Consider the following 26,975-nt stretch of genomic DNA (forward strand, 5'->3'; position numbering starts at 1 on the left):
CCGGCCCCGGCCCGCCACGGGGCCGCTCGGCGGTGGTGGTTGGAAAGGACCGCACCGCCAACCGCTGGACCGACCGTAGAGGATCACCCCCGACCCTGGCAACGCCCGGATCCGGACGGCCGGCCCGGCCGCCGACGCGGCGCGGGATCAGGTGGCCGGGGTGACCGCCGCCAGCCACCGCTGGGCCAGCAACGCGTGGCCGGGCGGGGTCAGGTGCACCCCGTCGTCGGTCCACACCCGGTCGTCGGCGTCGGCGGAGCCGAACACCGCGTCCACCGCGACCAGCGTCGCGTCGAACTCGGCGGCCAGCGCGCGGACCACCTCGACCTTCGGGTCCAGGTCCTCGCGCCAGCGCCGCTGCGAGTCGTCGAGCGGAATGAGGAACGGCTCCACCAGCACCAGCCGGACGTCGGGCAGCGCGTCCCGGGTGGCGGCCAGCACGTGCCGGTAGTCGGTGCCGAACTCCCCGGCCGTGGTGGGCTCGTCGCTGCTGTACCGCCGCCAGGTGTCGTTGATCCCGATCAGCACCGACACCACCTGCGGGGCCAAGGCCAGGCAGTCGTCGGTCCACCGGGCGCGCAGGTCCCGCACCCGGTCGCCACCGACGCCCCGGTTGCGGAACACCGCCCGGTGACCGGGGTGCCGCGCGGTGAACCAGGCGGCGGCCATCATCGCCCAGCCCACGCCCAGGTCGGCGCCGTCGGCCCGGTCCCGTCCGGCGTCGGTGATGCTGTCGCCGATGAACAACACCCGGCCCGCACGCGGAATCTCCACCGTCATCCGTCCGCTCCCCTGTCGTCGTCGGCTGCCATCATCCCCCGGCGCCCGGCCCGGACACCACCTCGGAAACGACCGCCGCGGCGGTGTCCGTCGCATGTCGCCGCCGGCCGACCGGTACAGTGGTACTCCGCGTCCGACGCCCCTGGCGGCGTCGTGAGCGAGCGTCAAGCAGTGGCGCGGTCCCCGGTCCGTCCCCGGTGGAGCCGCAGCGACGGCCCACCGAAACGGACCGATCGTCACGCGCCGCCGGCTGCACCGGTGGGTTCGCGCCGGTTCGCAAGGACGTCCAGACGCATGCCGCAGTCACCGCTCGACATCACCGAGGCTGTCCTCCGGTTGGGGTCCATCCGCCACGACGAGATGGACCTCGACGCCGTCCTGTACCGAATCACCGAGGTGGCCCGGGACAGCATCCCGGACGCCGCCGAGGTCACCGTGACCCTGGTGCACGGCACCGAGGCGAAGACCGCCGCCCACACCGGTGAGCTGGCCCTCAAGCTCGACACCTGGCAGTACGAGCAGGGGCGTGGCCCGTGCCTGGACGCGGCCGCCACCGGTGCCGTGCTGATCGTCGCGGACACGACCGGGGAGCGGCGCTGGCCGGAGTGGTCGGCCCTGGCGTACGCCGCCGGGGTGCGCTCCTGCATGTCCATCGGCCTGCCGATCCAGGAGGCGGTGGTCGGCGCCCTCAACCTCTACGGCACCCGACCGGACGCGTTCGACCGGGTGGCCGAGCCGGCCCGGACGATCGCCGGTCATGCCGCGGTGGCGCTGGCCAACGCCCATCTGTACGACAGCACCGCCACGCTGGCCGCACAGATGCACGAGGCGATGCGCAACCGGGCGGTGATCGAGCAGGCCAAGGGGATCATCATGGGTCAACGCCGGTGCACGGCCGACGAGGCGTTCAGCATGCTGGCCCGGGTGTCGCAGAACTCCAACCGCAAGCTACGGGACGTGGCGGACGCCCTGGTCCAGCAGGTCGTCCGACCGGTGCCCGGTCAGCCCACCGCCGCCGACCGCTGAGACACGGGGGTTCAGCGGGTGCCCGCGGTGGCCCGACCGACCAGGGCGGCGGCGACGTCGCGCAGTCGGCGGTTGGAGTGCTGCGAGAGGGTGGCGAGGATGCCGAACGCCTCGTCGGCGGTGCACCGGCGTTGACCCATGATGATCCCCTTGGCCTGCTCGATCACCGCCCGGCTCTCCATCGCCGTACGCATCTGCGCGGCCAGCGTGGTGGCGCTGGCATACAGGTGGGCGTTGGCCAGCGCCACCGCGGCGTACGCGGCGAAGGTCTGGGCCAACTCCACCGTCTCGGCGTCGAACGCGTGCCGGGCGGTGCCGTAGAGGTTGAGGGCGCCGACCACCGCCTCCTGGATCGGCAGGCCGATGGCGACCGCGCTGCCGACACCCGCGTCGACGGCCCGGGACGCCCAGGCCGGCCAGCGTTCCTCCGTGCCGGTGTCGGCCACGATGAGGGTGTCACCGGTGATCGAGGCGTCCAGGCACGGCCCGTGCGCCTGCCGGTACTGCCACTCGTCGAGCAGCAGCGCGCGGTCACCGGTGACCACGACGCTCTGCGGGTCGCTGCCGCGCAGCAGGGTGACCGACACCTCCGACGCGCCACGCAGGCTGCGCCGGGCCAGGTCGGCGATCAGCTGGAGCACCTCGTCGACGCCGGTCTCGTCGAGTCGGAGCCGGCCCAGTTCGGCCAGGGCTTCGTGCGGGGTCGGCGGCAGTGGTGCCATCGCGCGGTTCCTTCCCGGCGGGCGTTCCGGTGGTGGCGGCGGGAACGCGGGGCGGTGTCGGCGGCGGCCCCCGACCGTGGCGGCGGTCGGCGCTGCGCACGCTCGCCGGCGCCCGCCGGACACGACCTCCGCACCATACCCGCGGCGGCGGGGACCCGCCCGGTTCACCCCGCCCGACGGGTCGACCGGGCGGGTCGGATCAGCGGTCGCGTGTGGAGTGTCGGAGCCGGTCGAAGGCGTCGTCCGCGTCGGCGACCGCCTCCGGTAGCACCTGGCGCGCGGTCCGTCCGTCGGCGATCTTCTGCCAGTTGGTCCGGGCCAGCACCCGTTGTACCGCGATCACCTGGGCCGCCAGCAGGCGGCCCCGGACACCCGGCTCCAGGACGGCGGCCAGGGCCTCCTCGTCGTCCTCCAGATACCGCAGCAGCCGTCCCGCCAGGCTGGGGGTGCTGAACACCAGCCGGTGGAACGCCACCACCTCGGGATGGTCGTTGAGGCCGGTGACCGGCTCGCCGCGGTCGAGACCGGCCCGGAAGTGACGGTGCAGCGCCACGATCGGCGGTACCCCGCCCGGCCGGTCGCGGACCACCCGGGCGGGCTCACCGTGGTGGTCGGCGAAGCGGTGCAGGAGGAGGTCCTCCTTGGTGGCGAAGTAGCGGAACAGGGTCGGTTTCGACACCTCGGCCGTCGCGGCGATGTCGGCGACCGACACCTGGTCGAACCCGCGCGCCAGGAACAGCGTGATCGCCACGTCGGCGATCGCGTCCCGGGTGCGCAGCTTCTTGCGGGCGCGCAGTCCGACCGGCTCACTCACCGACCGACCGTAACATTATTTACCAGGTTGCTTTTTTGACTGGGTAACGAAAAAATACCGACCATGGGACAGACCGGCATCCGCGACACCCACTCCACCCCGACGAGGCCGCGATGACCGCCCCGGGCCGACCTCCGGTGCTCGTCACCGGGGCGACCGGGCGCATCGGCCGCGCCGTGGTCGACCTGCTGACCGACGCGGGCGTGCCGGTCCGCGCCCTGGTGCGCGGCACCGGGGCGGCGGTGGACCTGCCCGGCACCGTCGAGACCGTCACCGGTGACCTCACCGTGCCGGACTCCCTCGCCCCCGCGCTGCGCGACGTCGGCACGGTCTTCCTGGTCTGGACCGCCCCGCCAGGGACCGCGGCGGCCGTCGTCGACCGCCTGGCCGCCGACCCCCGGCGGGTCGTCTACCTGTCCGCACCGCACCGGACCCCGCACCCGTTCTTCCAGCAACCGAACCCGATGGCGGCGGGGCACGCCGAGGTCGAACGGCTCATCGCGGCCACCGGGCTCGACGCCACGATCGTCCGGCCCGGGATGTTCGCGTCGAACGCCCTGCACTGGTGGTCCGCCGCGGTCCGGGGCGACGGCGTGGTCCGGTGGCCCTACGGCACGGCCGAGACCGCACCGGTCGACGACCGGGACGTGGCCGCGGTCGTCGCGCGGACCCTGTGCGAGGACGGGCACGGCGGCGGCGACTACGTCCTGACCGGCCCGGAGTCGCTCACCCAGGCCGAACAGGTACGCCTGCTCGGCGACGCGCTGGGCCGCCGGCTGACGTTCGAGGAGCTGCCGCCCGACGAGTTCCGGCGGCGGAGCCCGGTGGACGCCCGGCCGGCCGTGGACATGCTCCTGGCCGCCTGGAACGCCGCGACGGGCCGCCCGGCGTACGTCACCCCGACGGTCGCCGACCTCCTCGGCCGGCCGGCGCGGACCTTCCGCCAGTGGGCCACCGACCACGCCACGGCGTTCACCGGGGCACCCCCGCCCCGCTGAGCCGACCGCCGGCCCACCCGGGCGGGTGGGCCGGCGGCGACGGCTCCCGTGCCGGCGCGACGGGTCGTCAGCGGGCGGCGCGGATCGCCTCGGCCAGGCTGGTGGGGCGGCGGCCGAGCAGCTTCTCCAGGTCCTCGACGGGCGCGTACAGCTCACCCCGGGCCAGGCCACGGTCGGCGTCGGCCAGGACGGCCGCGTACGCCTCGGGCACCCCGGCCGAGACCAGCAGCTCGGTGTACGCCGCCTCCGGCAGGTCGGTGTAGCGGACGTCGCGTCCACTCTGGCGGGACACCTCGGCGGCCAGCTCGGTGAGGGTGAACGCCTCACCGCCCAGCTCGTAGACCCGGCCGGCGTGCCCCTCGCCGGTGAGCACCTCGGCGGCGGCCTCGGCGTAGTCGGCCCGGGTGGCGGCGCTGACCCGACCGTCACCGGCCGAGCCGGCGATCCCGTGGTCCAGGTAGCCGGCCAGTTGACCGGTGTAGTTCTCCAGGTACCAGCTGTTGCGCAGCAGCACGTACGGCAGCCCGGAGGCGCGCAGGTCCTCCTCGGTGGTGCGGTGTTCGCCGGCCAGCACCATGTCCGAGGTGTCGGCCCGGGTGATGCTGGTGTAGACGACCAGACCGACCCCGGCCTGCCGGGCGGCGGCGATCACGGCGCGGTGCTGGGGCACCCGCTGGCCGACCTCGCTGCCGGAGACGAACATCAGCTTCTCGGCGTCGGTGAAGGCGGTCCGCAGCGTGTCGGGGTCACCGTAGTCGGCGGCCCGGACCTGGACGCCCCGGTCGGCGAGATCGCCCAGCCGGCCCACGTCCCGCCCGAGGGCGACGATCTGCGCGGCGGGCACGTCCCGGCGCAGCAGGGACTCGACGATCAGGCGGCCCAGGTGACCGGTGGCTCCGGTGACGACGACGGACATCTCGCGCTCCTTCGGATCGGTACTGCTGTCGTACCGGGTAACGCGGGGCCGGGTGTCAACACTTCCCGAAAGAGAGCAGGCACCTTGCGGTTCGTAGCAAACTGATGGAGAGTAAACAGGTGGAGCCCGATGTTTTTCAGCGCAACTGCGGCAGCAGACAGGTCATCGACCGGATCGGCGACCGGTGGAGCGTGCTGGTCGTGCTGACCCTCGCCACCGGCAGCCGACGCTACGGCGAACTCGCCACCCGCATCGACGGAATCAGCCAGAAGATGCTCACCCAGACCCTGCGCGGGCTGGAACGCGACGGCCTGGTCACCCGGACGGTGCACGCCAGCGTGCCGCCCCGGGTCGACTACGCCCTCACCGACCTGGGCCACAGCCTGCGCGACCTGGTATCCGGACTGGAATCCTGGGCCACCACCCATCTGGCCGAGGTGCAGGCGGCCCGGCTGCGCTACGACGCCGACGACCCACCGCGCTGAACGCGCCCGGCCAGGGCACGACGAACGACGCCGCTCCCGACGGGCGGGAGCGGCGTCGGGTGACGCGGGACCGGGACGGTCAGGTCATGTCGTCGTAGCGACGGTCGACCGGCCGCGGCGGGGCCACCGGCTCGACACCGCCCACCGGGCCGGACAACTCCAGCTCCGGCGTGGCCACCACCGGCTCCTCGTTCAGTTCCAGCGGCGACACCTCGTCGTCGCCCAGGCCGGCGTAGGCCTTCTTGCCCCGACCCTTGCGCCGGTCGTTGAGGAACGCCACCCCGACCGCGGCGAAGTAGAGCGCGGACAGGCAGAGCGCCAACGCGGTCATCCCAAACGGATCCGGGGTGGGCGTCACCACGGCGGAGAAGGCGAAGAACACGAAGATCGCCACCCGCCACCAGCTCAGCAGCTTCCGCGCACTGGCCAGCCCGACGAAGTTGAGCATCAGCACCAGCAACGGGAACTCGAACGCCACCCCGAACAGCAGGATCAGGTTGGTGATGAACGAGATGTAGCGGGTGATGTCCAGGGTGGTGGTGATGTCACCGCCACCGGAGACGTTGAGCAGGAACTCCAGGCCCTTGGAGGTGACGAAGTAGGCCAGCACCGCGCCCGCCGCGAACAACGGCGCCGCGAGCCCGGTGAAGACGTACGCGTAACGCCGCTCGTGCCGGTGCAGGCCCGGGGCGATGAACGCCCAGAGCTGGTAGAGCCAGACCGGGGCGGCGACGATCAGGCCCACCCAGAGCCCCACCTTGAGCTGGAGCAGGAACAGGTCCGCCGGACCCAACTGGACGAAGTTGCACGTCCCGTTGGCGAGCCGGGCCTTGGGCAGGTCGCAGTAGGGCTGCTGGAGCAGGTGCAGCACCGGACCCGCGAGCCAGATGCCCACCCCGAAACCCACCACGATCGCCAGCGAGGCGCGGAACAGACGGTTGCGCAGTTCGCGGATGTGCTCCATGAGGGTCATGGAGCCGTCGGCGGCCCGTTCGAAGGTGCTCGGGCCGCGCTTGCGGAGCGCGAAGGCCACGGTGATCGGGCCCTTCGGTCAGTTGTCGCGGACGCGCTGCACCGGGTCGACCGGCGGGGCGACCGGCTGCTGCGGAGCCTGCTGCGGGGCGTACTGCTGCTGCTGCGGCTGCGGCGCGTACTGCTGCTGCGGCTGAGCAGCGTACTGCTGCTGGGGCTGCGGCGCGTACGGCTGCTGCTGCACGGGCTGCTGCTGGGGCGGCAGCGGCTGGTAGCCGGCCTGCGCGTCGGCCTTCTCGGCCAGGTCACGATCGTCATCGGCCAGGCTCTTGGTCTCCGCCTTGATGATCCGCAACGAACGGCCGAGCGAACGGGCCGCGTCGGGAAGCCGCTTCGCGCCGAAGAGCAGGATCAGCACGACCACGAGTACGGCGATGTGCCACGGCTTGAGGGCACCCATGGGAAGCTCCAGTCGCTCTGTGTCGAAGGGTGTGTCGTCGCCCATCGTACGTGCGCGACGGGCTGCCGCCACCCGCCGGGCCACCGCTGATGCGGCCCGGCCGGTGAAGTCTCGACCACCGCTGACTGTCCCGTCAACCACCTGGACGGGTGCGGAGCTGCGGAAACCGGACGCCGGACGGGCGGCGGACACACCGCCCACCGACCGGTGTCGATCACTGCCCGCGCTTGGCCCTGATGAGTTCCAGGCGCTGCTGGGTCGTGTCGGTCTGCCGCTGGAGCGCCTCGGCGCGTTCCTGCAACGCCTCGGCACTGTGGCGCAGCGCCTCCGCGTCGGCCTGGCGACGCTGCAACGCCACCGCCGCGCGGCGCAACCGGGGCAGCCGCACCAGCACCGGACGGACCGCCAGGGCCAACACGACCAGCGCGAACAGCAGCACCGCGAGAACGATCCACTTCACCACGGCGGTCAGCCTACCGGGCGGTCCCCGCGCCCGTCGGGAGCACCGGGGTGGCGTACGCCTCCAGCGCGGCGGCGGCCTGGTCGCGGACCTGGACGGCCAGCTCGGCCGGGGCGACCACGGTGACCTCCGGCCCGAGCCCGAGCACGAAGCGGCGGGCCCAGCCCAGATCGGTCACCCGCAACGACACCACCCACCGGTCACCGTCGACCTCGATCCGCTCACACGGGTAGTACTCGGTGATCCAACGCTCCCCCCGGCCGATCCGCAGGGTGATCAGCGGCAGGTCCGGCGCCGGGCGGAACACCCCCTGCCGCAGGTCGTGCGGTCTGGCCTGCGGCGGCACCACGGCCGGCTCGTCCAGCTCGACCACCGCGTCGATCCGGTCGACCCGGAACAACCGGACCGCCTCGGCCCGGCGGCACCACGCCTCGACGTACGCCCGGCCGTCGACCATCAGCATCCGCAGCGGGTCGATGGTGCGCTCGGTGCTCTCGTCCCGGGCCACCGTGTAATAGGTGATCCGCAGCGCCCGACGGCGCTCCACCGCGGCCCGCAGCTGCCGCACCCGTGGGCTCTCGCCGGGCAGCCGGACCTCCACCGGGGCACCCACCAGGTCGCCGGCCGCGTTCTCGATCTTGGCCAGGGCGCGTTCGATGGCCTCCCGGTTGGCCACCCCCGGCGTCTCGGCGAGCATCCGCAACGCCACCACCAGGGCCAGCGCCTCGTCCGGGGTGAGCCGCAACGGCCGGTCGATGCCGGCGTCGTAGGTGATCGTCACCCGGTCGCCGTCGAAGGCCATGTCGATCAGGTCACCCGGGCCGTAGCCGGGCAGCCCGCAGACCCAGAGCAGTTCCAGGTCCTCGCGGAGCTGCCGTTCGGTCACGCCCAGGTCGCCGGCGGCCTCGGCCACCTCGATGCCCGGCCGGGCCAACAGGTAGGGCACCAGGTTGAGCAGTCGGGCCAGCCGGTCGGCGGAGGTGCGGGAGCCGCCCCGGGCGGCGGGGCGGGTCACCGGGCACCACCGGTCACGGTCAGCTCGTCGTGCCGGGCGGCGATCTCCTTGAGCCGTTGGATCACCGCGTCACGCACCTCCGGTGGCTCCAGGACCCGCACGTCCGGGCCGTAGCCGACGAGCTGACCGGCCAGGGAGTCCGGATCGGCGTAGGGCAGCACCAGCCGGTCGCCGTCCGGGCCGGGCACGCTCTGCACCGCCCACCGGCGCAGGCCGGCGGCCCGGCCGGCGGCGGCCAGCACGGTGGCCCGGCCGGTCCGCTCGACCGGGCCGGACCAGCGGGCCACATGACTGATCAGGTCGATCCCCTGGGGTGGTTCGTAGGCCCCCGGCGCACCGGTGACCCGGACCGCGCCCACCACCCGGGAGAGCCGGAAGCAGCGGGTCGCCGCCCGGTCCCGGTCGTGGCCGACGACGTACCACCGGCCCTGCCAGCAGACCACGCCCCACGGCTGCAACCGACGGCGGGTCGGCGCGTCCCGGTCCGGCACCCGGTAGTCGAAGGTGACCTCGCGGCGGTCCCGGGCGGCGGCGGTGAGCGGGGCGAAGGACGGGTCGACGGTGACCATCGGCTCCAGCCCGAGGGTGGCCTGGGGGTCGACGTCCACCCCGGCCGCGCGGAGCTTGGCCAGCCCCGAGGAGGCGGCGGCGGCCAGCCCGGCGTGCTGCCACAACCGGGCCGCGATACCCACCGCGGCGGCCTCGTCCGGTTCGAGCGGGATGTCGGGCAGGGCGTACTCGCGGGGGGCGATCCGGTAACCGGGCTCGGTGTCGAAGACGCTGGCGGTGCCGGTCTCCAGGGGCACGCCCAGCTCGCGCAGCTCCGCCTTGTCCCGCTCGAACTTGCGCTGGAACGCCTCGTGCTCCCGGGCGTCCTCCGGATCGTGCTCGTAGCCGGGCACGGTCGCGGCGATCTGCGCGGCGGTCAGGAACCGCCGGGTGGACAGCAGACAGATCACCAGGTTGACCAGGCGTTCGGTACGACTCCGCGACACGGGTGAACGCTAGCAGCCCGGACCGGATACCCGTGCATCCACACGGGGGTGGCACGCCGGGCGCCCGCCCACCCGGCGCGCACGCCCCGGTGGGCCTACCGTGAGCGCATGTCGGAAGCCGAGGTCAAGACCGAGAGCGTCGGCACGGTCGTGGTGGCGGGGGCGGCGAACCTCGCCATCGCGGTGGCCAAACTCGTCGCCGGGGTGCTCTCCGGCTCGGCGGCGATGCTCTCCGAGGCGGCGCACTCGGTCGCCGACACCACCACCGAGGTGCTGCTCTACCTGGCGCTGCGCCGGGGCGCCCGGCCCGCCGACGTCCGCCACCCCTTCGGGTACGGCAAGGAGAGCTACGTCTGGGCGTTCCTCGCCGCGCTGTTCACCTTCGTCGCCGGGGCCGGCTTCGCGATCACCCACGGGGTGACCACCATCCTGGTCCACGAGCACAGTGGCAACTACCTCGTCTCGTACGTCGTCCTGGCGATCTCCTTCGTCATCGAGTCGGTGTCGCTGGCCCGCGCGGTACGCCAGGTGCGCCGCGAGTCCCGCCGCTGGCACACCACCGCCCGCCGGTTCCTACGGGTCACCCCCGACACCACCGTCAAGGCGGTGTTCCTGGAGGACAGCGCCGCCCTGATCGGCCTGCTCCTCGCCGGTGTCGGCCTGGGCCTGTCCGAGTGGACCGGCGACGAGCTGTGGGACGGTGTCGCCTCGATCCTGATCGGCCTGCTGCTGCTCGTCGTCGCGGGCATCCTCGCCAAGAGCAACATCTCGCTGCTGGTCGGCCGGGCGGTGCCCGAACGGCTGCACCGGGAGATCGAACGGGAACTGGCCGCCCTGCCGACGGTGGACCGGGTCGACACGCTGCTGACCATGCAGCTCGGCCCGCAGGACATCATGGTGGCCGCCAAGGTCGACTTCCGGGACGAGGCGACCGGGGCCGACATCGAGGCCGCCGCCGACGAGGCCGAACGGCGGCTCACCGGGCGGTACCCGGAGATCGGGTACGTGTTCCTCGACCCCACCCGCTCGCTGCCCGGCGTCGCCGGTCGACCCGCGCGGCGTACCCAGCAGGAGTCCGACCCGGTGACCGAGGCCCGGATCACCCGGGGCGGTTCCGGCGACGGCCCCGCACGCGGCGGCCCGCGCGACCGGCGATAGCGTGCCGGGCATGGTGCGATGGCGGTCGGGGACGGTCACGGTGGTACGGCGACGGTGGACCGGCGCGGTGGAGATCGACGTCGCCCTGCCCGACGGGGCCACCCTGCGCGCCCTGGCCTACCCCCGGCTGGTCGGTGACCCGCAACCCGGCGACCGGGTGCTGCTCAACGCCGGTGCGCTGCTGATGGGCCTCGGCACCGGCGGGTACGCCATGGTGGTCGCCCTGCCCGACCGGCTGCCCGCCGATCCGCCGCAGGCCGGCGACACCCGCGACGCCGGGCACCTGGTCAAAGCCCGGTACACCCCGCTCCAGCCGATCATGCTGGGGGTCGACGAGGAGGCGTCGCCGCACCACGCGCTGCTCGCCGCCGTCGACACCCTGGACGGGATGCCGGTGGTCACCGCCGACCTGCACTCCGCCCTGCCGGCGGTCCTCGCCGGCATCCACGCCGACGCCCCGCAGGCCCGGGTGGCCTATCTGCTCACCGACGGCGGCGCGTTGCCCGCCTGGTTCTCCCGCACCCTCGACGGGCTGCGGGAGGTGCTGGTCGGCACGGTCAGCGTCGGGCAGGCGTTCGGTGGCGACCTGGAGGCGGCCACCCTGCACACCGGACTGCTGGCCGCCCGGCACGTGCTCCACGCCGACGTGGCGATCGTCGCGCAGGGCCCCGGCAACCTGGGCACCGGCACCCGGTGGGGCTTCTCCGGCGTCGCCGTCGGCGAGGCGGTCAACGCGGTGGCCGCGCTGGGCGGACGACCGGTCGGGTCACTGCGGGTCTCCGACGCCGACGCCCGCCCCCGGCACCGGGGCGTGTCGCACCACAGTCTCACCGCGTACGGCCGGGTGGCACTGGCCCCGGCCGACCTGGTGGTGCCGGACGGCCTACCGGCCGGGCTGGCGGCGCAGGTGGACACCGCGCTGGCTCCGCTGGCCACCCGGCACCGGTTGGTCCGGGTCGGCACCGACGGCCTGGACGCCGCGTTGCGCGCCCTGCCGGTGAAGCTGTCCACCATGGGTCGTGGCCTGGACGCCGACCACGCGTACTTCCTCGCGGCGGCGGCCGCCGGCCGGCACGCCGCCGCCCTGGCCGGCTGACCCCGGGTCAGCGCGCCGGGACGGCCCGGTCACGGCACCCGGCCCGGCGCGGACCGCGGCTCACCCGACCAGGAAGATCAACGCGAGCCAACCGCCCACGATGGCGACCAGCGCCACCGCCAGCACCCAGGTCGGCACCGTGTACTCGCCCCGGCGGTTGCGGGCGATCTCGTCCCGGATCTTCGCCCGACGGCGCTCGATCCAGGTCAGCCGCTCGGTGTCGCCGCGCTCACCGTCGGCGGGTTCGGAATTGTTCATCGCCCCGCCAGCGTACCGGTGGGCCGGCGGGGCGGTGCCGCCGCCGGCCCACCGGGTCACATGCTGGCGATCAACCGCTCCACCCGCTCGTCGTACGCCCGGAACGGGTCCTTGCAGAGCACCGTGCGCTGCGCCTGGTCGTTGAGCTTCAGGTGCACCCAGTCGACGGTGAAGTCGCGCCGCTTCTCCTGGGCGTGCCGGATGAACTCGCCACGCAACCGGGCCCGGGTGGTCTGCGGCGGGGTCTCCTTGGCCTCGAAGATCTCCGGGTCGTTGGCCACCCGGTCCACCTGGCCGCGCCGTTCGAGCAGCCCGTACAGGCCGCGACCGCGGCGCAGGTCGTGGTAGGCCAGGTCCATCTGGGCGACCCGGGGGTGCGACAGCGGCAGGTCGTGCTTGCGCTGGTACCGCTCGATCAGCCGGAGCTTGCTCACCCAGTCGACCTCCCGGGCCACCGGGTCCAGGTTGCCGCTCTCCACCGCGTTCAGCACCCGGCCCCACAGCTCGACCACCCGCTTGGCGGTCTGGTCGCCGCCCCGCCGCTCGACGAACTCGGTGGCGCGGGCCAGGTACTCCTGCTGGATCTCCAGCGCGCTGACCTCCTTGCCGGAGGTGAGCCGCACCTTGCGCCGGCCGGTGATGTCGTGCGACACCTCACGGATGGCCCGGATCGGATTCTCCAGCGACAGGTCACGCATCACCACCCCGGCCTCGATCATGCGCAGCACGATGTCGGCCGAGCCCACCTTGAGCAGCGTGGTGACCTCGTTCATGTTGGAGTCACCGACGATGACGTGCAGCCGGCGGTACCGCTCGGCGTCGGCGTGCGGCTCGTCACGGGTGTTGATGATCGGCCGGCTGCGGGTGGTGGCCGAGGAGACGCCCTCCCAGATGTGCTCGGCCCGTTGCGACAGGCAGTAGACCGCCCCGCGCGGGGTCTGCAACACCTTGCCCGCCCCGCAGATCAACTGCCTGGTGACCAGGAACGGGATGAGCACGTCGGCGAGCCGGCCGAACTCACCGTGCCGGGACACCAGGTAGTTCTCGTGGCAGCCGTACGAGTTGCCGGCCGAGTCGGTGTTGTTCTTGAACAGGTAGATCTCACCCGCGATGCCCTCGTCGTGCAGCCGCTTCTCCGCGTCGACGAGCAGGCCCTCCAGGATCCGCTCCCCGGCCCGGTCGTGGGCGACCAGGTCGGTGACCGAGTCGCACTCCGGTGTGGCGTACTCCGGATGCGACCCGACGTCCAGGTAGAGCCGGGCACCGTTACGCAGGAACACGTTGCTCGACCGACCCCAGGACACCACCCGACGGAAGAGGTACCGGGCTACTTCGTCAGGGGACAGCCTGCGCTGCCCGCGGTAGGTACAGGTGACGCCGTACTCGGTCTCGAGGCCGAAGATTCGCCGCTCCATGGTGTGACACTAGCCGCCCGGAGGGTCGGTTCGTCACTGTCACAGCACACCTGGTGTGGTCCGGCCGGTCAGATCCCGTCCGAGTACGACATTCCGGTCGGCCCCAACCCGGCCACGAAGGACCGGCAGGACGCGTAGTCCGGCAGCAGCCCGGCCGCGCGGGCCTGCGCGAACGACGGGGCCGCCGCGTCCCGGGCGGACAACTGCGGCTGCTCGACCGGCCACTCGATGCCCAGCTCGGGGTCGAGGGGGTGCACCCCGTGCTCCCCGGTCGGGTTGTAGGTGGTCGAGCAGAAGTAGGTCAGGGTGGCGTCCTCGGTCAGCGCGCAGAAGCCGTGCCCGAGCCCCTCGGCCAGATAGACCGCCCGCCGGTCGGTGTCGTCGAGCCGGACACCCTCCCAGCGACCGAAGGTCGGCGAGCCGATCCGCAGGTCCACCACCACGTCCAGCACCGCGCCCCGGACACAGGTGATGTACTTGGCCTGGCCGGGCGGGACGTCGGCGAAGTGGATGCCGCGCACCACACCCCGTCCGGAGATCGACAGGTTGGCCTGGGCCAGCCGCAACGGATGCCCCACCGCCTCGGCGAGGTGGTCGAACCGGTACCACTCCATGAACAGGCCCCGCGGGTCGCCGTGCTGCTGCGGCGTGACCTCCCAGGTGCCCTCGATGCTCAGCGGACGAATCTTCACCGCGGGTTCTCCGTTCCCGGCTGCGCGGCGCGCAGCACCGCCTCGTCGTGCTTGTCGGCCAGCAGGTCGAGCAGGTAGTCACCGTAACCGCTCTTGAGCAGCGGCTCGGCCAACGCGCGGAGCTGGTCGTCGTCGATCAGGCCGGCCCGCCAGCAGACCTCCTCGACGCAGCCGATCTTCATGCCCTGCCGCTCCTCGATCACCCGGACGAACTCGCCGGCCTGCATCATCGAGGTGAAGGTGCCGGTGTCCAGCCAGGCGGTGCCCCGGTCCAGCACGGACACCGACAGCTCCCCGGTCCGCCGGTACGCCTCGTTGACCGCGGTGATCTCCAACTCGCCCCGGGCGCTCGGGGTGAGCCCGGCGGCGATCCCGACCACGCGGTTGTCGTAGAAGTAGAGGCCCGGCACCGCGTAGCGGGACTTCGGGTGGGTCGGCTTCTCCTCGATCGACAGCACCCGCCCACGGGCGTCGAAGTCGACCACGCCGTACGCCTGCGGGTTGGCCACCGGGTACGCGAAGACCCGCCCGCCGACCAGGTCACCATTGTCGGCCAACTGCCGGCCGAGGCCGGCGCCGTGGAAGATGTTGTCGCCCAGCACCAGCGCCACCGCGTCGTCGCCGATGAAGTCCGCGCCGAGGACGAAGGCCTGCGCGATGCCCTCCGGGCGGGCCTGGACGACGTACTCCAGCCGCAGCCCCCACTGGCTGCCGTCGCCGAGCAGCCGCCGGAACTGGTCCTGGTCCTCCGGCGTGGTGATCACCAGGATCTCCCGGATCCCGGACATCACCAGCGTCGACAGCGGGTAGTAGACCATCGGCTTGTCGAAGATCGGCATCAGCTGCTTGGACACCGCACGGGTGAGCGGCCACAGCCGCGACCCGGTGCCACCAGCGAGAAGGATTCCACGCACCGGGGGAGCCTACCGGGACCGACGCGAACCGGACACCGGGGTCGCGGTCCCCGGACGGGCGGCCGGATGCGCGTACACTTCCGTCCCCGTGAGGATTCTCGTCACCGGCGGAGCCGGATTCATCGGGTCGGAATACGTACGGATGCTGCTGGGTGTGCCCGGTGGCGACGCCTCCGGGGTGCCCGCCGTCGAGCCCGCCGTGGTGACCGTGCTGGACAAGCTCACCTACTCCGGCAACCTCGACAACCTCCTCCCGGTGCGCGACGACCCCCGGCTGCGGTTCGTCCGGGGCGACATCTGCGACCCGGCGACGGTCGACGAGGTGGTGGCCGGGCACGACGTGATCGTGCACTTCGCCGCCGAGTCGCACGTCGACCGCTCGATCACCGGCGCCGCGCCGTTCGTCACCACCAACGTGCTCGGCACCCAGACCCTGCTGGACGCCGCGCTGCGGCACGGCACCGGCCGGTTCGTGCACGTCTCCACCGACGAGGTGTACGGCTCGATCGACGAGGGGTCCTGGACCGAGACCTGGCCGCTCGCGCCGAACTCGCCGTACTCGGCCGCCAAGGCCGGCTCCGACCTGCTCGCCCTGGCCTACCACCGGACCCACGGGATGGACGTGGTGGTCACCCGCTGCTCCAACAACTACGGGCCGTACCAGTACCCGGAGAAGGTCGTCCCGCTGTTCGTCACCAACCTGCTCGACGGCGGGACCGTGCCGCTCTACGGCGACGGCGGCAACGTCCGGGACTGGCTGCACGTGCACGACCACTGCCGGGGCATCGCGATGGTGGCGCACGCCGGCCGCGCGGGCGAGGTCTACCACATCGGCGGCGGCACCGAGCTGAGCAACAAGGAGCTGACCGGCCGGCTGCTGGAGGCGTGCGACGCCGGTTGGGACCGGGTCGTCCCGGTGACCGACCGCAAGGGCCACGACCGCCGCTACTCGCTGGACATCAGCAAGATCAACGCCGAGCTGGGGTACGCCCCCAGCATCGACCTGGAAACGGGCCTGGCCCGGACCGTCGCCTGGTACCGGGACAACCGGGTCTGGTGGGAGCCGCTGAAGACGGCACCGGGCGCATGACCCGGATCCTGGTCACCGGCGCGGGCGGCATGCTCGGCCGGGACCTGCTGGCCGTGCTCGCCACCCGCGACGACCTCGAGGTGACCGCCGCCACCCGCGGTGACCTCGACGTCACCGACGCCGGGGCGGTCCGGGACGCCGTCACCGGCCACCAGGTGGTGGTCAACGCCGCCGCGTGGACCGACGTCGACGGCGCCGAACGGGACGAGGCGGCGGCCACCGCCGTCAACGGCGACGCGGTCGCCCACCTGGCCCGCGCCTGCGCCGAGCACGGCGCGCGGCTGGTGCACGTCTCCACCGACTACGTCTTCGCCGGCGACGCGGACACCCCGTACGCCGAGGACGCCCCCACCGACCCGATCAACGCGTACGGCCGCAGCAAGCTCGCCGGGGAACGGGCCGTGGTCCGGTTCCTCCCCGAAACCGGCTACCTGGTGCGGACCGCCTGGCTCTACGGGGCACACGGCCGCAACTTCGTGACCACCATGATCGGGCTGGCCGCCACCCGTGAACACCTCGACGTGGTCGACGACCAGCAGGGCCAGCCCACCTGGTCGTACGCGCTGGCCGGTCAGCTGGTGGCGCTCGCCGACGCGGCGCTGGCCGGCCGGGCCCCGGCCGGGGTGTACCACGGCACCTGCACCGGTCGGACCACCTGGTACGGCCTGGCCCGCGCCGCCTTCGCGCACGCCGGACTCGACCCGGACCGGATCCGCCCCACCACCAGCGACCGGTTTCCGCGACCGGCCGCGCGGCCGGCGTACAGTGTGCTAGGGCACGACCGGTGGGCCGAGGCCGGCCTGCCTCCGCTGCCGGACTGGCGCGACGCGCTGTCCGACGCCTTCGACTCCCCCAGTGCACCCGCCCCGTGGAAGGTCGCATGAAGCTCACCCTCGTCACCGGTCTGACCGGCCTGATCCTGCTCGCCACCATCGTCGAGCTGCTGCGCCGCCGCCAGCTCCGCGAGAAGTACGGCATGCTCTGGCTCGGCGTCCTGGTCATCGTGATCCCGTTGTCGCTGTTCCCCCGGCTGCTGGACAACGTGGCCGGCTTCTTCGGCGTGGTCTCCGGCGTCAGCCTCGTGCTCTTCCTCGGCATCGTCTTCCTGCTGCTGGTCTGCGTGCACCTGAGCTGGGAGGTGAGCGCGCTGGAGGAAGAGACCCGCACCCTGGCCGAGGACTTCGCCCTGCTCCGCGCGCAGATCGACGCGGAACGCGCCGCCCGCCTCGCCGAAACCGCCCCGACCGGCGCCGCCGCCCGAGACGAACTGGTGTCCCACGATGGTTAACGGCAAGCGCGTCCTGATCATCATCCCCGCGCTCAACGAGTCCGGGTCGATCGCCGACGTGGTCGGCGAGGTCCGTGGCGAGTTGCCCGGCGTCGACGTGCTCGTGGTCGACGACGGCTCCACCGACCGCACCGCCGCGGTGGCCGCCGCCGCCGGCGCCCGGGTGGCCAAGCTCCCGTACAACCTCGGGGTGGGCGGGGCGATGCGGCTGGGCTACCGCTACGCCCGGGACAACGACTACGACGTGGCGATCCAGATCGACGCCGACGGCCAGCACGACCCGCGCTACGTACCCAAGCTGGTCGACCTGCTCGACGACAACGACCTGGTCATCGGTGCCCGGTTCGCCGGCGAGGGCGACTACTCCGTGCGCGGTCCCCGACGGTGGGCGATGGTCATGCTGTCCGGGGTGCTCTCCCGGGTCGCCAGGACCCGGCTGACCGACACCACCTCCGGCTTCCGGGCCGCCAACCGGCGGGTGATCGAGATGTTCGCCGGCTGGTACCCGGCGGAGTACCTGGGCGACACGGTGGAGACGCTGGTGCACACCGCCCGCCGCGGCTACCGGATCCGTCAGGTGCCGGTGGCCATGCGCAAGCGTATGGCGGGCACCCCCAGCCACTCCCCCGCCAAGGCGATGATCTACCTGGGTCGGGCCTTCGCGGTGCTCACCCTGGCGCTCATCCGCCGGTGATGCGGCGGCTGCTCCACCTCGTCCCGCCCGGCACCCTCGCCGTCGGAGGCGGGCTGGCCCTGCTCGGGCTCGCCTCCTACGTGCACCTCGCGGTGGCCGGGCACGCCCTCGACCTCGCCGACTACTCCTCGCTGTCGGTGCTCTGGTCGATCGTGTTCACCGTCGGCATCGGCGTGTTCATCCCGGTCGAGCAGGAGGTGGCCCGGGTCGTCGCCGCCCGCCGCAGCCAGGGACTGCCGCCCGGCCCGGTGCTGGCCCGGGGCGCGGTCGTCGCCGCTGTCGTGCTGGCGTTGCTGGTCATGGCCACCCTCGCCGGCCGCCGGGCGCTCACCGACCGGCTCTTCGCCGGCGACGACACGATGGTCGCCGTGCTGATCGGCGCGCTGGTCGCGATGGCCGTCGCGTACACCACCCGGGGCGTGCTGTCCGGCCTGCAACTCTTCCCCTGGTACGGCACCCAGCTCGGGGTCGACGGCGGGCTGCGCATCGCGCTGGTCGCCGCGCTCGGCGTCAGCGGCGTCACCGACCCGGTCTGGTACGGCGCGGTGCTGGTCGTCGCCCCGCTGCTGTCGGTGCTGGTGACCCTCCCGCCGGTGCTGCGGGCCGTCGGCGGCGGCCTCCCCGTGGCCTGGGGCACCCTGCTGCGCGGCCTCGGCCTGCTCACCGTCTCCAGCCTGCTCTCCCAGGTCGTGGTCAATGTCGGCGTGATCAACGCGCGGCTGATCGACCCGGCCGACGTGGCCACCGCCGGGGCGCTGCTCTCCGCCCTGGTGCTGGTCCGCATCCCGCTGTTCGTCTTCGGCTCGATGCAGGCGTCGCTGCTGCCCGGCCTGGCCACCACCGCCACCACCGGCGACGTCGCCGGCTTCCACGGCCTGCTGCGCCGGGCGCTCGGCGTGGTCACCGCCCTCGGCGTCGCCGGCGCCCTCGGCGCGGTGGCGCTCGGCCCCTGGCTGGTCCACCGGCTCTTCGACGCCCCCGGCGTGCTCGGCCACGGCGACTTCGCCTGGCTGGCCGTGGGCACCCTGGCCTACCTGTGGGCGATGGTGCTCGGCCAGGCCCTGCTCGCCCTGGACCGGCACCGCGCCCAGGCGGTGTCCTGGACGGTCGGAGTGGCCGCCCTGCTCGCCGTCACGGTCGTCCCGGCCCCGGTCGCGCTCCGCGTCGAGCTGGCCTATGCGGTGGGTTCCGTGGTGGTGGCCGCCACCATGGCCGTCCTGCTGCTGCGCCGGGGCACCCGCCCGGCCACCCCCACCCCCATCCGGCCGCTCGACGACGTGGTGGCCCCTGGAGTTTCCGGAGGCATCCGATGACCCGCCCCCAGGTGTCCGCGGTGATGCTCGCCTACGGCGCCGAGCCCTACCTGGTCGACGCGGCCCGCGCCGTGCTGGACAGCACCGGCGTCGAGATCGAGTTGATCGTGGTCGACAACGGTTGTACCGGTGACGGCATCGACGTGGTCAAGGGCTTCGCCGGGGTACGGGTGGTCCGGCCGGAGGAGAACACCGGCTACTCCGGGGGCTGCCGGGTCGGTGCCGCCGAGGCCACCGGCGAGTGGCTGGCCTTCGTCAACTCCGACGCCGTCGTCACCCCCGACGCGCTGGCCCGCACCGTGGCGGTGGCCGGCGAGCCCGGCGTCGGCGCGGCGATGGCCTCGATCCGGCTCGCCGAGAACCCCGACCTGATCAACACCTCGGGCAATCCGCTGCACTACATCGGGCTCTCCTGGGCGGGCGGCAACGGCGAGCCGGCGAGCGCGCACGCCCGCCGGACCACCGTGCCGTCGATCAGCGGCTGCTGCTTCGTCATCAACCGGGCGCTGTGGCGGGAACTGGACGGCTTCGCCGCCGAGTACTTCGCCTACCACGAGGACACCGAGATCAGCCTGCGGCTGTGGCAGCGCGGGCTGCGCCAGGAGTACGTCCCGGACGCCGTGGTGGTGCACCACTACGAGTTCTCCCGCAACAAGCTCAAGCACTACCTGCTGGAACGCAACCGGCTGATCTCGCTGCTCACCGCGTACGAGACGCGGACCCTGGTGGTGCTGGCCCCGATGCTGCTGCTCACCGAGGCGGCCCTGCTGGTGGCCGCGCTGCTCGGCGGCTGGGGGCGGGAGAAGATCCGGGGCTGGGGCTGGCTGTGGACCAACCGGGCCTGGGTGCGGGACCGACGCCGACGCCTCCAGCAGGAACGGATGGTCCCCGACGGGATCATCGCCGAGCTGATGACCGCGAAGGTCGACCCGTCCAACGTCGAGTCGCCGCCCGGGATGGGCGTCTTCAACGTCATCGCCGCCGGCTACTGGGCGCTGGCGAAGCCGCTGCTGCGCAGGGCCTGACCGCAGGAACGCCACCGGGGCCGGGGTTCACCACCCCGGCCCCGGTGCGCGTACGTCAGGCTTCCGGCTTCTCCTGGGGCTGGCCCTCCAGGTCGGCCGAGCCGGCCGAGGTGGTGGGCTTGTGCGCCTCCTCGGTCGGTACCGTCGGGGTCTCGGCCCGGCCGCCGGCCGGAGCGACGTCACCCGCCGCGTCGCCCTCCAGCAAAGCGGTCAGCGCCGCCCCGGTGATCCGCCGGAAGGTACGCCCCACCCGGTTGCGGTCCAGGACCGCCACCTCCAGCTGGTCGGGCGAGATCGTCCGGGCCGCGCCGCCCTCACCGCCGACGCTGCTCAACGCCTTGCGGGCCACCGTGACCGCCTCGCTGAGCGACAGGTCGGCCCGGTGCTCGGCCTTGAGCACTCCGGTGATCGCCTCGGCCTGGCCGCCCATCGCCATCCGGCCCGGCTCGTCGTTGACCGACCCGTCGTAGGTGAGCCGGTACAGCTCGTCCTCGTCGGCCGTGGCACCGACCTGCGCCACGCAGATCTCCACCTCGAACGGCTTGGACTGCTCGGTGAAGATCGCACCGAGGGTCTGCGCGAACGCGTTGGCCAACGCCCGGCCGGTCACGTCACGCCGGTCGTAGCTCAGGCCGTTCAGGTCGGCCATCCGAACCCCGGCGCGGCGCAGGTTCTCGAACTCGTTGTACCGGCCGACGGCGGCGAACCCGATCCGGTCGTAGATCTCACTGACCTTGTGCAGGGCGCTGGAGAGGTTCTCCGCGACGAAGAGCACCCCACCGGTGTAACTCAGGACCACCGCGCTGCGCCCCCGGGCGATGCCCTTGCGGGCCAGCTCGGAACGGTCGCGCATGATCTGCTCGGGCGAGGCGTAGAACTGCATGGCCACGGCGGCGGTTCTCCTTCTGGCACTGTGCTGACGACTGAGGCTGGTCGGGGTGGGCAGGGTCAGCCGCCCGGGTTCTCCATCCGTCCGGCGACGACGCCCTCGGCGATGGTGGCCGTCTCGGCCTCGGTGAGCCGGCGGGTGCCCTCGGCGGTCGCCGTCATCACCACCGGGTAGATCCGCCGGGTCAGGTCCGGTCCACCGGTGGCCGTGTCGTCGTCGGCGGCGTCGTAGAGCGCCTCGACCGCGAGCCGGGTCGCGTCGTCGATGGACACGCCCGCCCGGTACCGCTTCTTCAACGCCGACTTGGCGAACAGCGAACCGGAGCCGATCGCGTCGTAGCCGGTCTCCTCGTAGGGGCCACCGGTGACGTCGAAGCTGAAGATCCGCCCGGCGCGGGCCGGATCCCGGGCGGCCAGGTCGAAGCCGGCGAAGAGCGGCACGACCGCGAGCCCCTGCATCGCCGCGCCGAGGTTGCCCCGGATCATGGAGGCGAGCCGGTTGGCCTTGCCGTCCAGGGAGAGCATCGCGCCCTCGATCTTCTCGTAGTGCTCCAGCTCCACCTGGAACAGCCGCATCAGCTCGATGCCGATGCCCGCCGTGCCGGCGATGCCGACCAGCGAGTACGCGTCGGCGGGGTGCACCTTCTCGATGTCCCGCTGCGCGATCAGGTTGCCCATGGTGGCCCGGCGGTCGCCGGCCAGCACCACCCCGCCGACGGCCGAGATGGCCACGATGGTGGTGGCGTGCGGCGCCAGGTCGGCGGCCATGCCCGGCGGCAGCGGCCGTCGGCCGGGCAGCATCTCGGGGGCCACCCGACTCAGGAAGGTCGTGAAGGAGGACGTCCCCGCGTTGGTGAACACATCTGGTAGACGCCCGGATGGATCAAAGCCCGCTGCCACGTGGTTCCTCTCAGGTACGTGATCGCCCTGGCCAGCCTCGTGGGACTGTCACGGAACTGGCCAAGACCACCGTTGCAGTTGAAGCAGAGTATCCCGCGCACCCATCCGGTGCGGTGATCGTGGTCCACATGTTGAGGATCTTCCGCGCCGCAGACGGCACAGACGCCGCCCTGCTCGGCGAGAAGCTCCTGGAACTCCTTCTCGCCGATCCCGTAGCGGCGGCGCAGGTGGTACTCGCGACTGCCGCCGTAGAGCCGCTGCCTGACTTCCCTTGTCCGGCTGTTGTGGCATGGCTTGCAGTACGTGGCATAGCCCGTGCTGTCGGCCCGGTTACGGGGGAAGTCGACCACAGGCTTGACGGTTCCACAGTCGGCGCAGAAGCGATGACCTTCCGGAACTTCCCGGGTGGCCTTCACCTCCCGGCCGTGCTGCTCCCTGACCCGTTTGGCGTAACTGGCCTTCGAACGGGTGTTGAAGCACGGTTTGCAGTAGCTGCCACGACCGCTGGGACGCTTGCTGTTCGCAGAGAACTCGACGAGCGGCTTCCATTCCCCGCAGTCGCGGCAACGACGACGGCTGTTCTGATCATCCAGGGGGAGCGGCATATCCGTTTCGACCCAGTTTGTTCACTGACCTCCTTTTTGTACGTAACCTCGCACAAATTCCTCGGCGTTCTCCTCCAGGACCGAGTCGATCTCGTCGAGCAGGTCGTCGACGTCCTCGGTGATCTCGGCGTGCCGTTCCGCCACCTCGGGGTTGGCCTCGGTGGTGACGTCCTCGATCTCCTCGGCCTGGTGCGACTTGCCCGCCTGCGACTGGCCGCCCTCTTGTGAAGCCATCTCGGTGCCTCCTCCACGATCGCCTGCGATGAACTTACCTCGCGCAGGCGACGAAAAGCCCGCCGCACGCCGGCATCCGACGCACGACGGGCCGTCGCACCGGCCGGCTCAGCCGCCCGTCAACGTCTCCAGCAGGTCCTTGGCGGTGTCGCACCGGTCGAACAACGCGCCGACGTGCTTACGGGTGCCCCGCTCCGGCTCCATCATCGGCACCCGGACCAGCGACTCCCGACCCACATCGAAGATCACCGAGTCCCAGCTCGCCGCCACCACCTCGGACGCGTACTGCGCCAGGCAGCGGCCCCGGAAGTAGGCCCGGGTGTCCTCCGGGGGCTCGGTCATCGCCCGGCGGGTCTGCTCGTCGTCCAGCAGCGTCTTCATCGAGCCCCGGGTCACCAGCCGGTGGTAGAGGCCCTTCTCCGGCCGGACGTCGGAGTACTGCAGGTCGACGAGTTGCAGCTTGTGCGAGCCCCAGCCCAGCTTCTCCCGCTCCCGGTAGCCCTCCAGCAACCGCAGCTTGGCCACCCAGTCCAGTTCGTCGGCGCAGAGGAACACGTCACGGCCCAGCCGGTCCAGCACCCGCTCCCAGCGGTCCAGCACGTCCCGGGTCTGCGCGTCGGCGTCCGCGCCGTACCGCTCGTCCACGAAGGAACGCACCCGCTCGTAGTAGGCCCACTGGAGGTCCAGAGCGGTCAACCGGCGGCCGTCGCGCAGCCGCATCCGGTGCGTCAGCGACGGGTCGTGGCTGACCGCCCGCAACTCGGCGACCGGGTCGGCGATGCCCAGGTCGGCACCGAGCGCCTTCTCCTCGATCATGGTGAGGATCAGCGCCGTGGTGCCCACCTTGAGGTAGGTGGAGATCTCCGACAGGTTGGCGTCGCCGATGATGACGTGCAGCCGACGGTACTTGTCGGCGTCAGCGTGCGGCTCGTCCCGGGTGTTGATGATCGGCCGCTTGAGGGTGGTCTCCAGGCCGACCTCGACCTCGAAGAAGTCCGCCCGCTGGGAGATCTGGAAGCCGCTCTGCCCGCCGTCCTGCCCGATGCCGACCCGACCCGCGCCGCAGACGATCTGCCGGGTCACGAAGAACGGCGTCAGGTACGCCACGATGTCGGCGAACGGGGTCTGCCGGCGCATCAGGTAGTTCTCGTGCGCGCCGTAGCTGGCACCCTTGTTGTCGGTGTTGTTCTTGTAGAGGTGGATCGGCTGGGTGCCGGGGATGGTGGCCGCCCGCCGGGCCGCCTCGGCCATCACCCGCTCCCCCGCCTTGTCCCACCGCACCACGTCGAGGGGGTTGGTCACCTCGGGGGTGGAGTACTCCGGGTGGGCGTGGTCGACGTAGAGCCGGGCACCGTTGGTGAGTATCACGTTGGCCAGGCCGAGATCCTCGTCGGCGAGCGCCTCCGCCGGGTCGTAGGCGGCCCCGGAGTAGGTGAACCCCCGGGCGTCGCGCAGCGGCGACTCCTCCTCGTAGTCCCACCGGGCCCGGCCGCCCCGGTTGAGTTCCGGGCGCGCACCGTACGCGTTGACCACCTGGGACGAGGTGACCATCGGGTTGGCTCCGGCCTGGCCGGGCACGGAGATCCCGTACTCGACCTCGGTGCCCATGATCCTTCTGACGCTCATCGACCTACCCGCTCCGCTCGCCTCACCCGGTCCGCCGTCACGTCGAGCGTAGTCCGCCTCACCGGGGAAGGGGGCACGCCGCCTCGCCCGGGTCGGGTGTCGCGGTCTCCAGCGTCGGCGGGGGCGGCTCGTCCGAGGGGGCCACGTCGCAGTCCGGGACGGTCAGCGGCACCCAGCTGAGCCGGTGCCGCAGCGCCGGTTCGTCGCGCAGCATCCGGTGCACCCGGCGCTCCCCCTTGGGATCGGAGGTGATGAACCGGATCGGGCCGGCCACCCGCCGGACGATGAGGTCGGTGCGGTCGGGTTCGAGGAACGGCAGGCTGTAGATGCCCGGGTCGGTGGCCGCCGTGGTGCCGTGCAGCGCCGACAAGCACAGCGAGATGAGGTACGACCGCATCGGCCCCCGGTCGATGACCAGGGTGGTGGTGCCGGGCACCTCGGGATAGCGCTGCTGGGCGTCGGCACACACCCAGGCCACTCTGGACGGCAGGGTGAGATCCTGGTGGACCCACTGCTGTGCCCAGGTCTTCTCGTCGACCAGCAGCAGACTGCGGTGCCAGCCGGTGACCCCGCAGAGCGCCACCGCGACCGTCATGGTGAGCGCGGCAGCGAGCACCCCCGCCACGGTGCTGCCGGCCCCCCGCCAGGTCAGCGCCGGCCGGGGCACCGGCAGCAGCCGGACCACCGCGGCGGTGCCGACGACGAGCAGCGCGGTGGCCAGGTGGGTGGCCTTGACGAAGTAGTAGCCGGGCTGCACCCCGTCGTTGACGTTGAGCTGGGCGATGGTCAGCGGGAGGGCCGCGCCGACGACGCAGACCAGCAGCCAGCGCCGCCACGCCGGATCGGCGCGGGCGACCTGGACGAGCAGGGCCACCCCGACGATGCCGCCGAGCCAGATCAGCGCCCGCCATCCCTCGACGGCCTGCGACGAGCCGATGACCAACGCTTCGGTCTGCCCGGCCCGCAGCACGCCGAGCAGCGGGGCGATCAGGGCGAGGGCGGCACCGGCCAGGCCGACGGTGAGCACGGTGAACCACCGGCGCAGCGCCTCCCGCCAGTGGGTGAGCACCCAGCACAGCACCAGCACGGCGGCGGCCGGCAGGAACAGGTAGTAGGTGAACCCGACGGCGGCGAGCAGGGCGCACAGCAGCACGACCTGCTCCCGGGTGCCCGGGACCGGCCGGGCGACCAGGGTGGCGACCAGCACGGTCAGCGTCAGCCCGAGCACCTCGGTGGGGTAGCCGGCGTTGAGCAGCCGGGGTAGCTGGGTGCCCAGCACCACCGCGCCGACGACCACGGTGAGCACCGTGCGGTGCAGCAGGTGGATGGGGCCGGACAGCCGCTGGGCGGCCCAGATCAGGGTGAGGGTGAGCAGCCCGAAGCCGGCGATGGTCCAGCCGAAGTAGTGGGCGACGAGGTCGTCGGCGCGCGGCGCGGTGGGGCTCAGGAAGCCGTCGAGCAGGGCGGTGATCAGGTGCCAGCCCTGCGGGTAGTAGACGAGTTGGGCGGTGATCTGCTCCCGGGCGGCGGCCGGGTCGACGAAGGTGTAGCCGTCCAGGCGGCCCATCACGTCGAACAGCGCGAGGTGCCGCCAGTTGTCCTCACCCATGCCGAGGACGGTGAGCCGGTCGGCGAGGTCACCGGCGCGCTGCCAGGGCTGCCGCAGGTAGACCACCATGGCGGCGGCGCCGGCCAGCGGGAACAGGTCGGCCCAGCCGGGGCGGGGCAGCCGGGGCGTACGTCGCAGCGCGGCGGCGGCCAGGACCAGCACGGTGAGGGCGATCCCGGTGACCGGCACCGGTCGCATCCCCCAGGGCCAGACCGGGAAGAGCAGGCCGCCGACGGCCGCCAGGCCGAGCAGCAGCCCGAGGGCGAGCATCAGCCGGTCGAGCAGGGTACGACCACCGCGCAGCAGGCTCGCCGTGGCGATCAGGACGACCGGGGGGAGCAGCCATTCCCGGTGCAGGGCATGCCCGGCGAGGGGCACGGCCCACGCGGCGACCAGCGCGACGAGCAGAAGCGGAATCCACCGCCAGCGACGGGCCGGCGAGCGCCTCGGGACGGTGGGGGGTACCTGGTCCACCGCCGGGGACAGCGGCGGATCAACGACGGAGAGCTCGGGCGGCACGCGGTTCC

At 72.6% G+C, this 26,975-nt stretch carries 30 protein-coding genes; 11 read left to right on the forward strand and 19 right to left on the reverse strand.

Features of this window, described 5'->3' with window-relative positions; translation table 11 throughout:
• Positions 1-147: 147 nt before the first annotated feature.
• Positions 148-780, reverse strand: coding sequence for an SGNH/GDSL hydrolase family protein (locus O7612_RS16750; RefSeq protein ID WP_282265348.1), 633 nt, complete (start codon positions 778-780; stop codon positions 148-150).
• Positions 781-1,074: 294 nt separating this feature from the next.
• On the opposite strand from O7612_RS16750, the gene O7612_RS16755 reads away from it, so the two are divergent.
• Positions 1,075-1,806 (forward strand): GAF and ANTAR domain-containing protein, encoded by a 732-nt coding sequence (locus tag O7612_RS16755; protein ID WP_282265349.1) that lies wholly within the window; start codon positions 1,075-1,077, stop codon positions 1,804-1,806.
• Positions 1,807-1,817: 11 nt separating this feature from the next.
• On the opposite strand, the gene O7612_RS16760 is transcribed toward O7612_RS16755, so the two are convergent.
• Positions 1,818-2,528 carry a GAF and ANTAR domain-containing protein gene (locus O7612_RS16760; RefSeq protein ID WP_282265350.1) on the reverse strand — a complete coding sequence of 237 codons (711 nt, stop codon included), beginning with the start codon at positions 2,526-2,528 and terminating at the stop codon, positions 1,818-1,820.
• A gap of 199 nt (positions 2,529-2,727) precedes the next feature.
• On the reverse strand, positions 2,728-3,342 hold the full coding sequence (locus O7612_RS16765; RefSeq protein ID WP_282265351.1) for a TetR family transcriptional regulator: 615 nt from the start codon (positions 3,340-3,342) through the stop codon (positions 2,728-2,730).
• Between the two features lie 113 nt (positions 3,343-3,455).
• Between O7612_RS16765 and O7612_RS16770 the strand changes: the two genes are divergently transcribed.
• A complete protein-coding gene (locus O7612_RS16770) occupies positions 3,456-4,340 on the forward strand; it encodes an NAD(P)H-binding protein (RefSeq protein WP_282265353.1) in 885 nt (294 codons plus the stop codon).
• A 67-nt stretch (positions 4,341-4,407) separates the two neighbouring features.
• On the opposite strand, the gene O7612_RS16775 is transcribed toward O7612_RS16770, so the two are convergent.
• A complete protein-coding gene (locus tag O7612_RS16775) occupies positions 4,408-5,256 on the reverse strand; it encodes an SDR family oxidoreductase (protein ID WP_282265355.1) in 849 nt (282 codons plus the stop codon).
• Positions 5,257-5,375: 119 nt separating this feature from the next.
• Here O7612_RS16775 and O7612_RS16780 point away from each other — a divergent pair, with 119 nt between their 5' ends.
• Positions 5,376-5,741, forward strand: a complete 366-nt coding sequence (locus O7612_RS16780) for a helix-turn-helix domain-containing protein (RefSeq protein WP_348774232.1) — start codon at positions 5,376-5,378, stop codon at positions 5,739-5,741.
• Between the two features lie 79 nt (positions 5,742-5,820).
• On the opposite strand, the gene tatC is transcribed toward O7612_RS16780, so the two are convergent.
• From tatC to O7612_RS16805, 5 genes are all read right to left on the reverse strand, one after another.
• The gene (gene tatC, locus O7612_RS16785; RefSeq protein WP_282265359.1) at positions 5,821-6,774 is read right to left on the reverse strand and encodes a twin-arginine translocase subunit TatC; all 954 of its coding nucleotides are present in this window, start codon (positions 6,772-6,774) and stop codon (positions 5,821-5,823) included.
• Positions 6,775-6,792: 18 nt separating this feature from the next.
• Positions 6,793-7,173: a Sec-independent protein translocase subunit TatA gene (tatA, locus tag O7612_RS16790; RefSeq protein WP_282265361.1), complete on the reverse strand. Its 381-nt coding sequence runs from the start codon at positions 7,171-7,173 to the stop codon at positions 6,793-6,795.
• 214 nt (positions 7,174-7,387) lie between these two features.
• Positions 7,388-7,636: a hypothetical protein gene (locus O7612_RS16795; protein WP_282265363.1), complete on the reverse strand. Its 249-nt coding sequence runs from the start codon at positions 7,634-7,636 to the stop codon at positions 7,388-7,390.
• 10 nt (positions 7,637-7,646) lie between these two features.
• Positions 7,647-8,648, reverse strand: a complete 1,002-nt coding sequence (locus O7612_RS16800) for a YafY family protein (RefSeq protein WP_282265364.1) — start codon at positions 8,646-8,648, stop codon at positions 7,647-7,649.
• Positions 8,645-9,643, reverse strand: coding sequence for a WYL domain-containing protein (locus tag O7612_RS16805; protein ID WP_282265366.1), 999 nt, complete (start codon positions 9,641-9,643; stop codon positions 8,645-8,647). The genes O7612_RS16800 and O7612_RS16805 overlap by 4 nt, the downstream gene beginning before the upstream one ends.
• A 108-nt stretch (positions 9,644-9,751) precedes the next feature.
• Here O7612_RS16805 and O7612_RS16810 point away from each other — a divergent pair, with 108 nt between their 5' ends.
• Together O7612_RS16810 and O7612_RS16815 are read left to right on the forward strand one after the other, a co-directional pair.
• Positions 9,752-10,801, forward strand: a complete 1,050-nt coding sequence (locus O7612_RS16810; protein ID WP_282265368.1) for a cation diffusion facilitator family transporter — start codon at positions 9,752-9,754, stop codon at positions 10,799-10,801.
• A 10-nt stretch (positions 10,802-10,811) separates the two neighbouring features.
• Positions 10,812-11,897: a DUF3866 family protein gene (locus tag O7612_RS16815; protein ID WP_282265370.1), complete on the forward strand. Its 1,086-nt coding sequence runs from the start codon at positions 10,812-10,814 to the stop codon at positions 11,895-11,897.
• Between the two features lie 60 nt (positions 11,898-11,957).
• Here O7612_RS16815 and O7612_RS16820 read toward each other — a convergent pair whose 3' ends face one another.
• The 4 genes from O7612_RS16820 to rfbA form a co-directional block, all read right to left on the reverse strand.
• Positions 11,958-12,155: a hypothetical protein gene (locus O7612_RS16820; protein ID WP_282265372.1), complete on the reverse strand. Its 198-nt coding sequence runs from the start codon at positions 12,153-12,155 to the stop codon at positions 11,958-11,960.
• A 56-nt stretch (positions 12,156-12,211) separates the two neighbouring features.
• Positions 12,212-13,570, reverse strand: coding sequence for a Pup--protein ligase (pafA, locus tag O7612_RS16825; RefSeq protein WP_282265373.1), 1,359 nt, complete (start codon positions 13,568-13,570; stop codon positions 12,212-12,214).
• A gap of 68 nt (positions 13,571-13,638) precedes the next feature.
• Complete coding sequence (gene rfbC, locus O7612_RS16830; RefSeq protein WP_282265374.1) at positions 13,639-14,262, reverse strand: dTDP-4-dehydrorhamnose 3,5-epimerase; 624 nt, start codon at positions 14,260-14,262, stop codon at positions 13,639-13,641.
• Positions 14,259-15,176 (reverse strand): glucose-1-phosphate thymidylyltransferase RfbA, encoded by a 918-nt coding sequence (gene rfbA / locus O7612_RS16835; protein ID WP_282265375.1) that lies wholly within the window; start codon positions 15,174-15,176, stop codon positions 14,259-14,261. Before rfbA ends, rfbC begins: the two co-directional genes overlap by 4 nt.
• A gap of 88 nt (positions 15,177-15,264) precedes the next feature.
• On the opposite strand from rfbA, the gene rfbB reads away from it, so the two are divergent.
• From rfbB to O7612_RS16865, 6 genes are read left to right on the forward strand one after another with little or no spacing between them, the layout of a single operon-like run.
• The gene (gene rfbB, locus O7612_RS16840) at positions 15,265-16,266 is read left to right on the forward strand and encodes a dTDP-glucose 4,6-dehydratase (RefSeq protein ID WP_282265377.1); all 1,002 of its coding nucleotides are present in this window, start codon (positions 15,265-15,267) and stop codon (positions 16,264-16,266) included.
• Complete coding sequence (gene rfbD / locus O7612_RS16845) at positions 16,263-17,150, forward strand: dTDP-4-dehydrorhamnose reductase (RefSeq protein WP_282265379.1); 888 nt, start codon at positions 16,263-16,265, stop codon at positions 17,148-17,150. The genes rfbB and rfbD overlap by 4 nt, the downstream gene beginning before the upstream one ends.
• Complete coding sequence (locus tag O7612_RS16850) at positions 17,147-17,554, forward strand: DUF2304 domain-containing protein (protein ID WP_282265381.1); 408 nt, start codon at positions 17,147-17,149, stop codon at positions 17,552-17,554. Before rfbD ends, O7612_RS16850 begins: the two co-directional genes overlap by 4 nt.
• Complete coding sequence (locus O7612_RS16855) at positions 17,547-18,248, forward strand: glycosyltransferase family 2 protein (protein WP_204960151.1); 702 nt, start codon at positions 17,547-17,549, stop codon at positions 18,246-18,248. The genes O7612_RS16850 and O7612_RS16855 overlap by 8 nt, the downstream gene beginning before the upstream one ends.
• Positions 18,248-19,561 (forward strand): polysaccharide biosynthesis protein, encoded by a 1,314-nt coding sequence (locus O7612_RS16860; protein ID WP_282265383.1) that lies wholly within the window; start codon positions 18,248-18,250, stop codon positions 19,559-19,561. The genes O7612_RS16855 and O7612_RS16860 overlap by 1 nt, the downstream gene beginning before the upstream one ends.
• Complete coding sequence (locus O7612_RS16865) at positions 19,558-20,586, forward strand: glycosyltransferase family 2 protein (RefSeq protein ID WP_282265385.1); 1,029 nt, start codon at positions 19,558-19,560, stop codon at positions 20,584-20,586. Before O7612_RS16860 ends, O7612_RS16865 begins: the two co-directional genes overlap by 4 nt.
• A gap of 55 nt (positions 20,587-20,641) precedes the next feature.
• Here the strand turns inward: O7612_RS16865 and prcA are convergent, their stop codons facing one another.
• From prcA to O7612_RS16895, 6 genes are all read right to left on the reverse strand, one after another.
• Positions 20,642-21,475, reverse strand: coding sequence for a proteasome subunit alpha (gene prcA, locus O7612_RS16870; RefSeq protein WP_282265387.1), 834 nt, complete (start codon positions 21,473-21,475; stop codon positions 20,642-20,644).
• 59 nt (positions 21,476-21,534) lie between these two features.
• The gene (gene prcB, locus O7612_RS16875; protein ID WP_282265389.1) at positions 21,535-22,374 is read right to left on the reverse strand and encodes a proteasome subunit beta; all 840 of its coding nucleotides are present in this window, start codon (positions 22,372-22,374) and stop codon (positions 21,535-21,537) included.
• Positions 22,293-22,979 carry an endonuclease VII domain-containing protein gene (locus tag O7612_RS16880; protein ID WP_282265390.1) on the reverse strand — a complete coding sequence of 229 codons (687 nt, stop codon included), beginning with the start codon at positions 22,977-22,979 and terminating at the stop codon, positions 22,293-22,295. The genes prcB and O7612_RS16880 overlap by 82 nt, the downstream gene beginning before the upstream one ends.
• A 21-nt stretch (positions 22,980-23,000) precedes the next feature.
• Entirely contained in the window at positions 23,001-23,213 is a 213-nt protein-coding gene (locus O7612_RS16885; RefSeq protein ID WP_067305652.1) for a ubiquitin-like protein Pup, read from the reverse strand.
• A gap of 108 nt (positions 23,214-23,321) precedes the next feature.
• Positions 23,322-24,839, reverse strand: a complete 1,518-nt coding sequence (dop, locus tag O7612_RS16890; RefSeq protein ID WP_145920211.1) for a depupylase/deamidase Dop — start codon at positions 24,837-24,839, stop codon at positions 23,322-23,324.
• A gap of 58 nt (positions 24,840-24,897) precedes the next feature.
• On the reverse strand, positions 24,898-26,967 hold the full coding sequence (locus O7612_RS16895) for a hypothetical protein (RefSeq protein ID WP_282265396.1): 2,070 nt from the start codon (positions 26,965-26,967) through the stop codon (positions 24,898-24,900).
• Positions 26,968-26,975: the final 8 nt, after the last annotated feature.

It is taken from the genome of Micromonospora sp. WMMD987, from assembly GCF_029581435.1.
GTDB classification, from domain to species: Bacteria; Actinomycetota; Actinomycetes; order Mycobacteriales; family Micromonosporaceae; genus Micromonospora; species Micromonospora rifamycinica.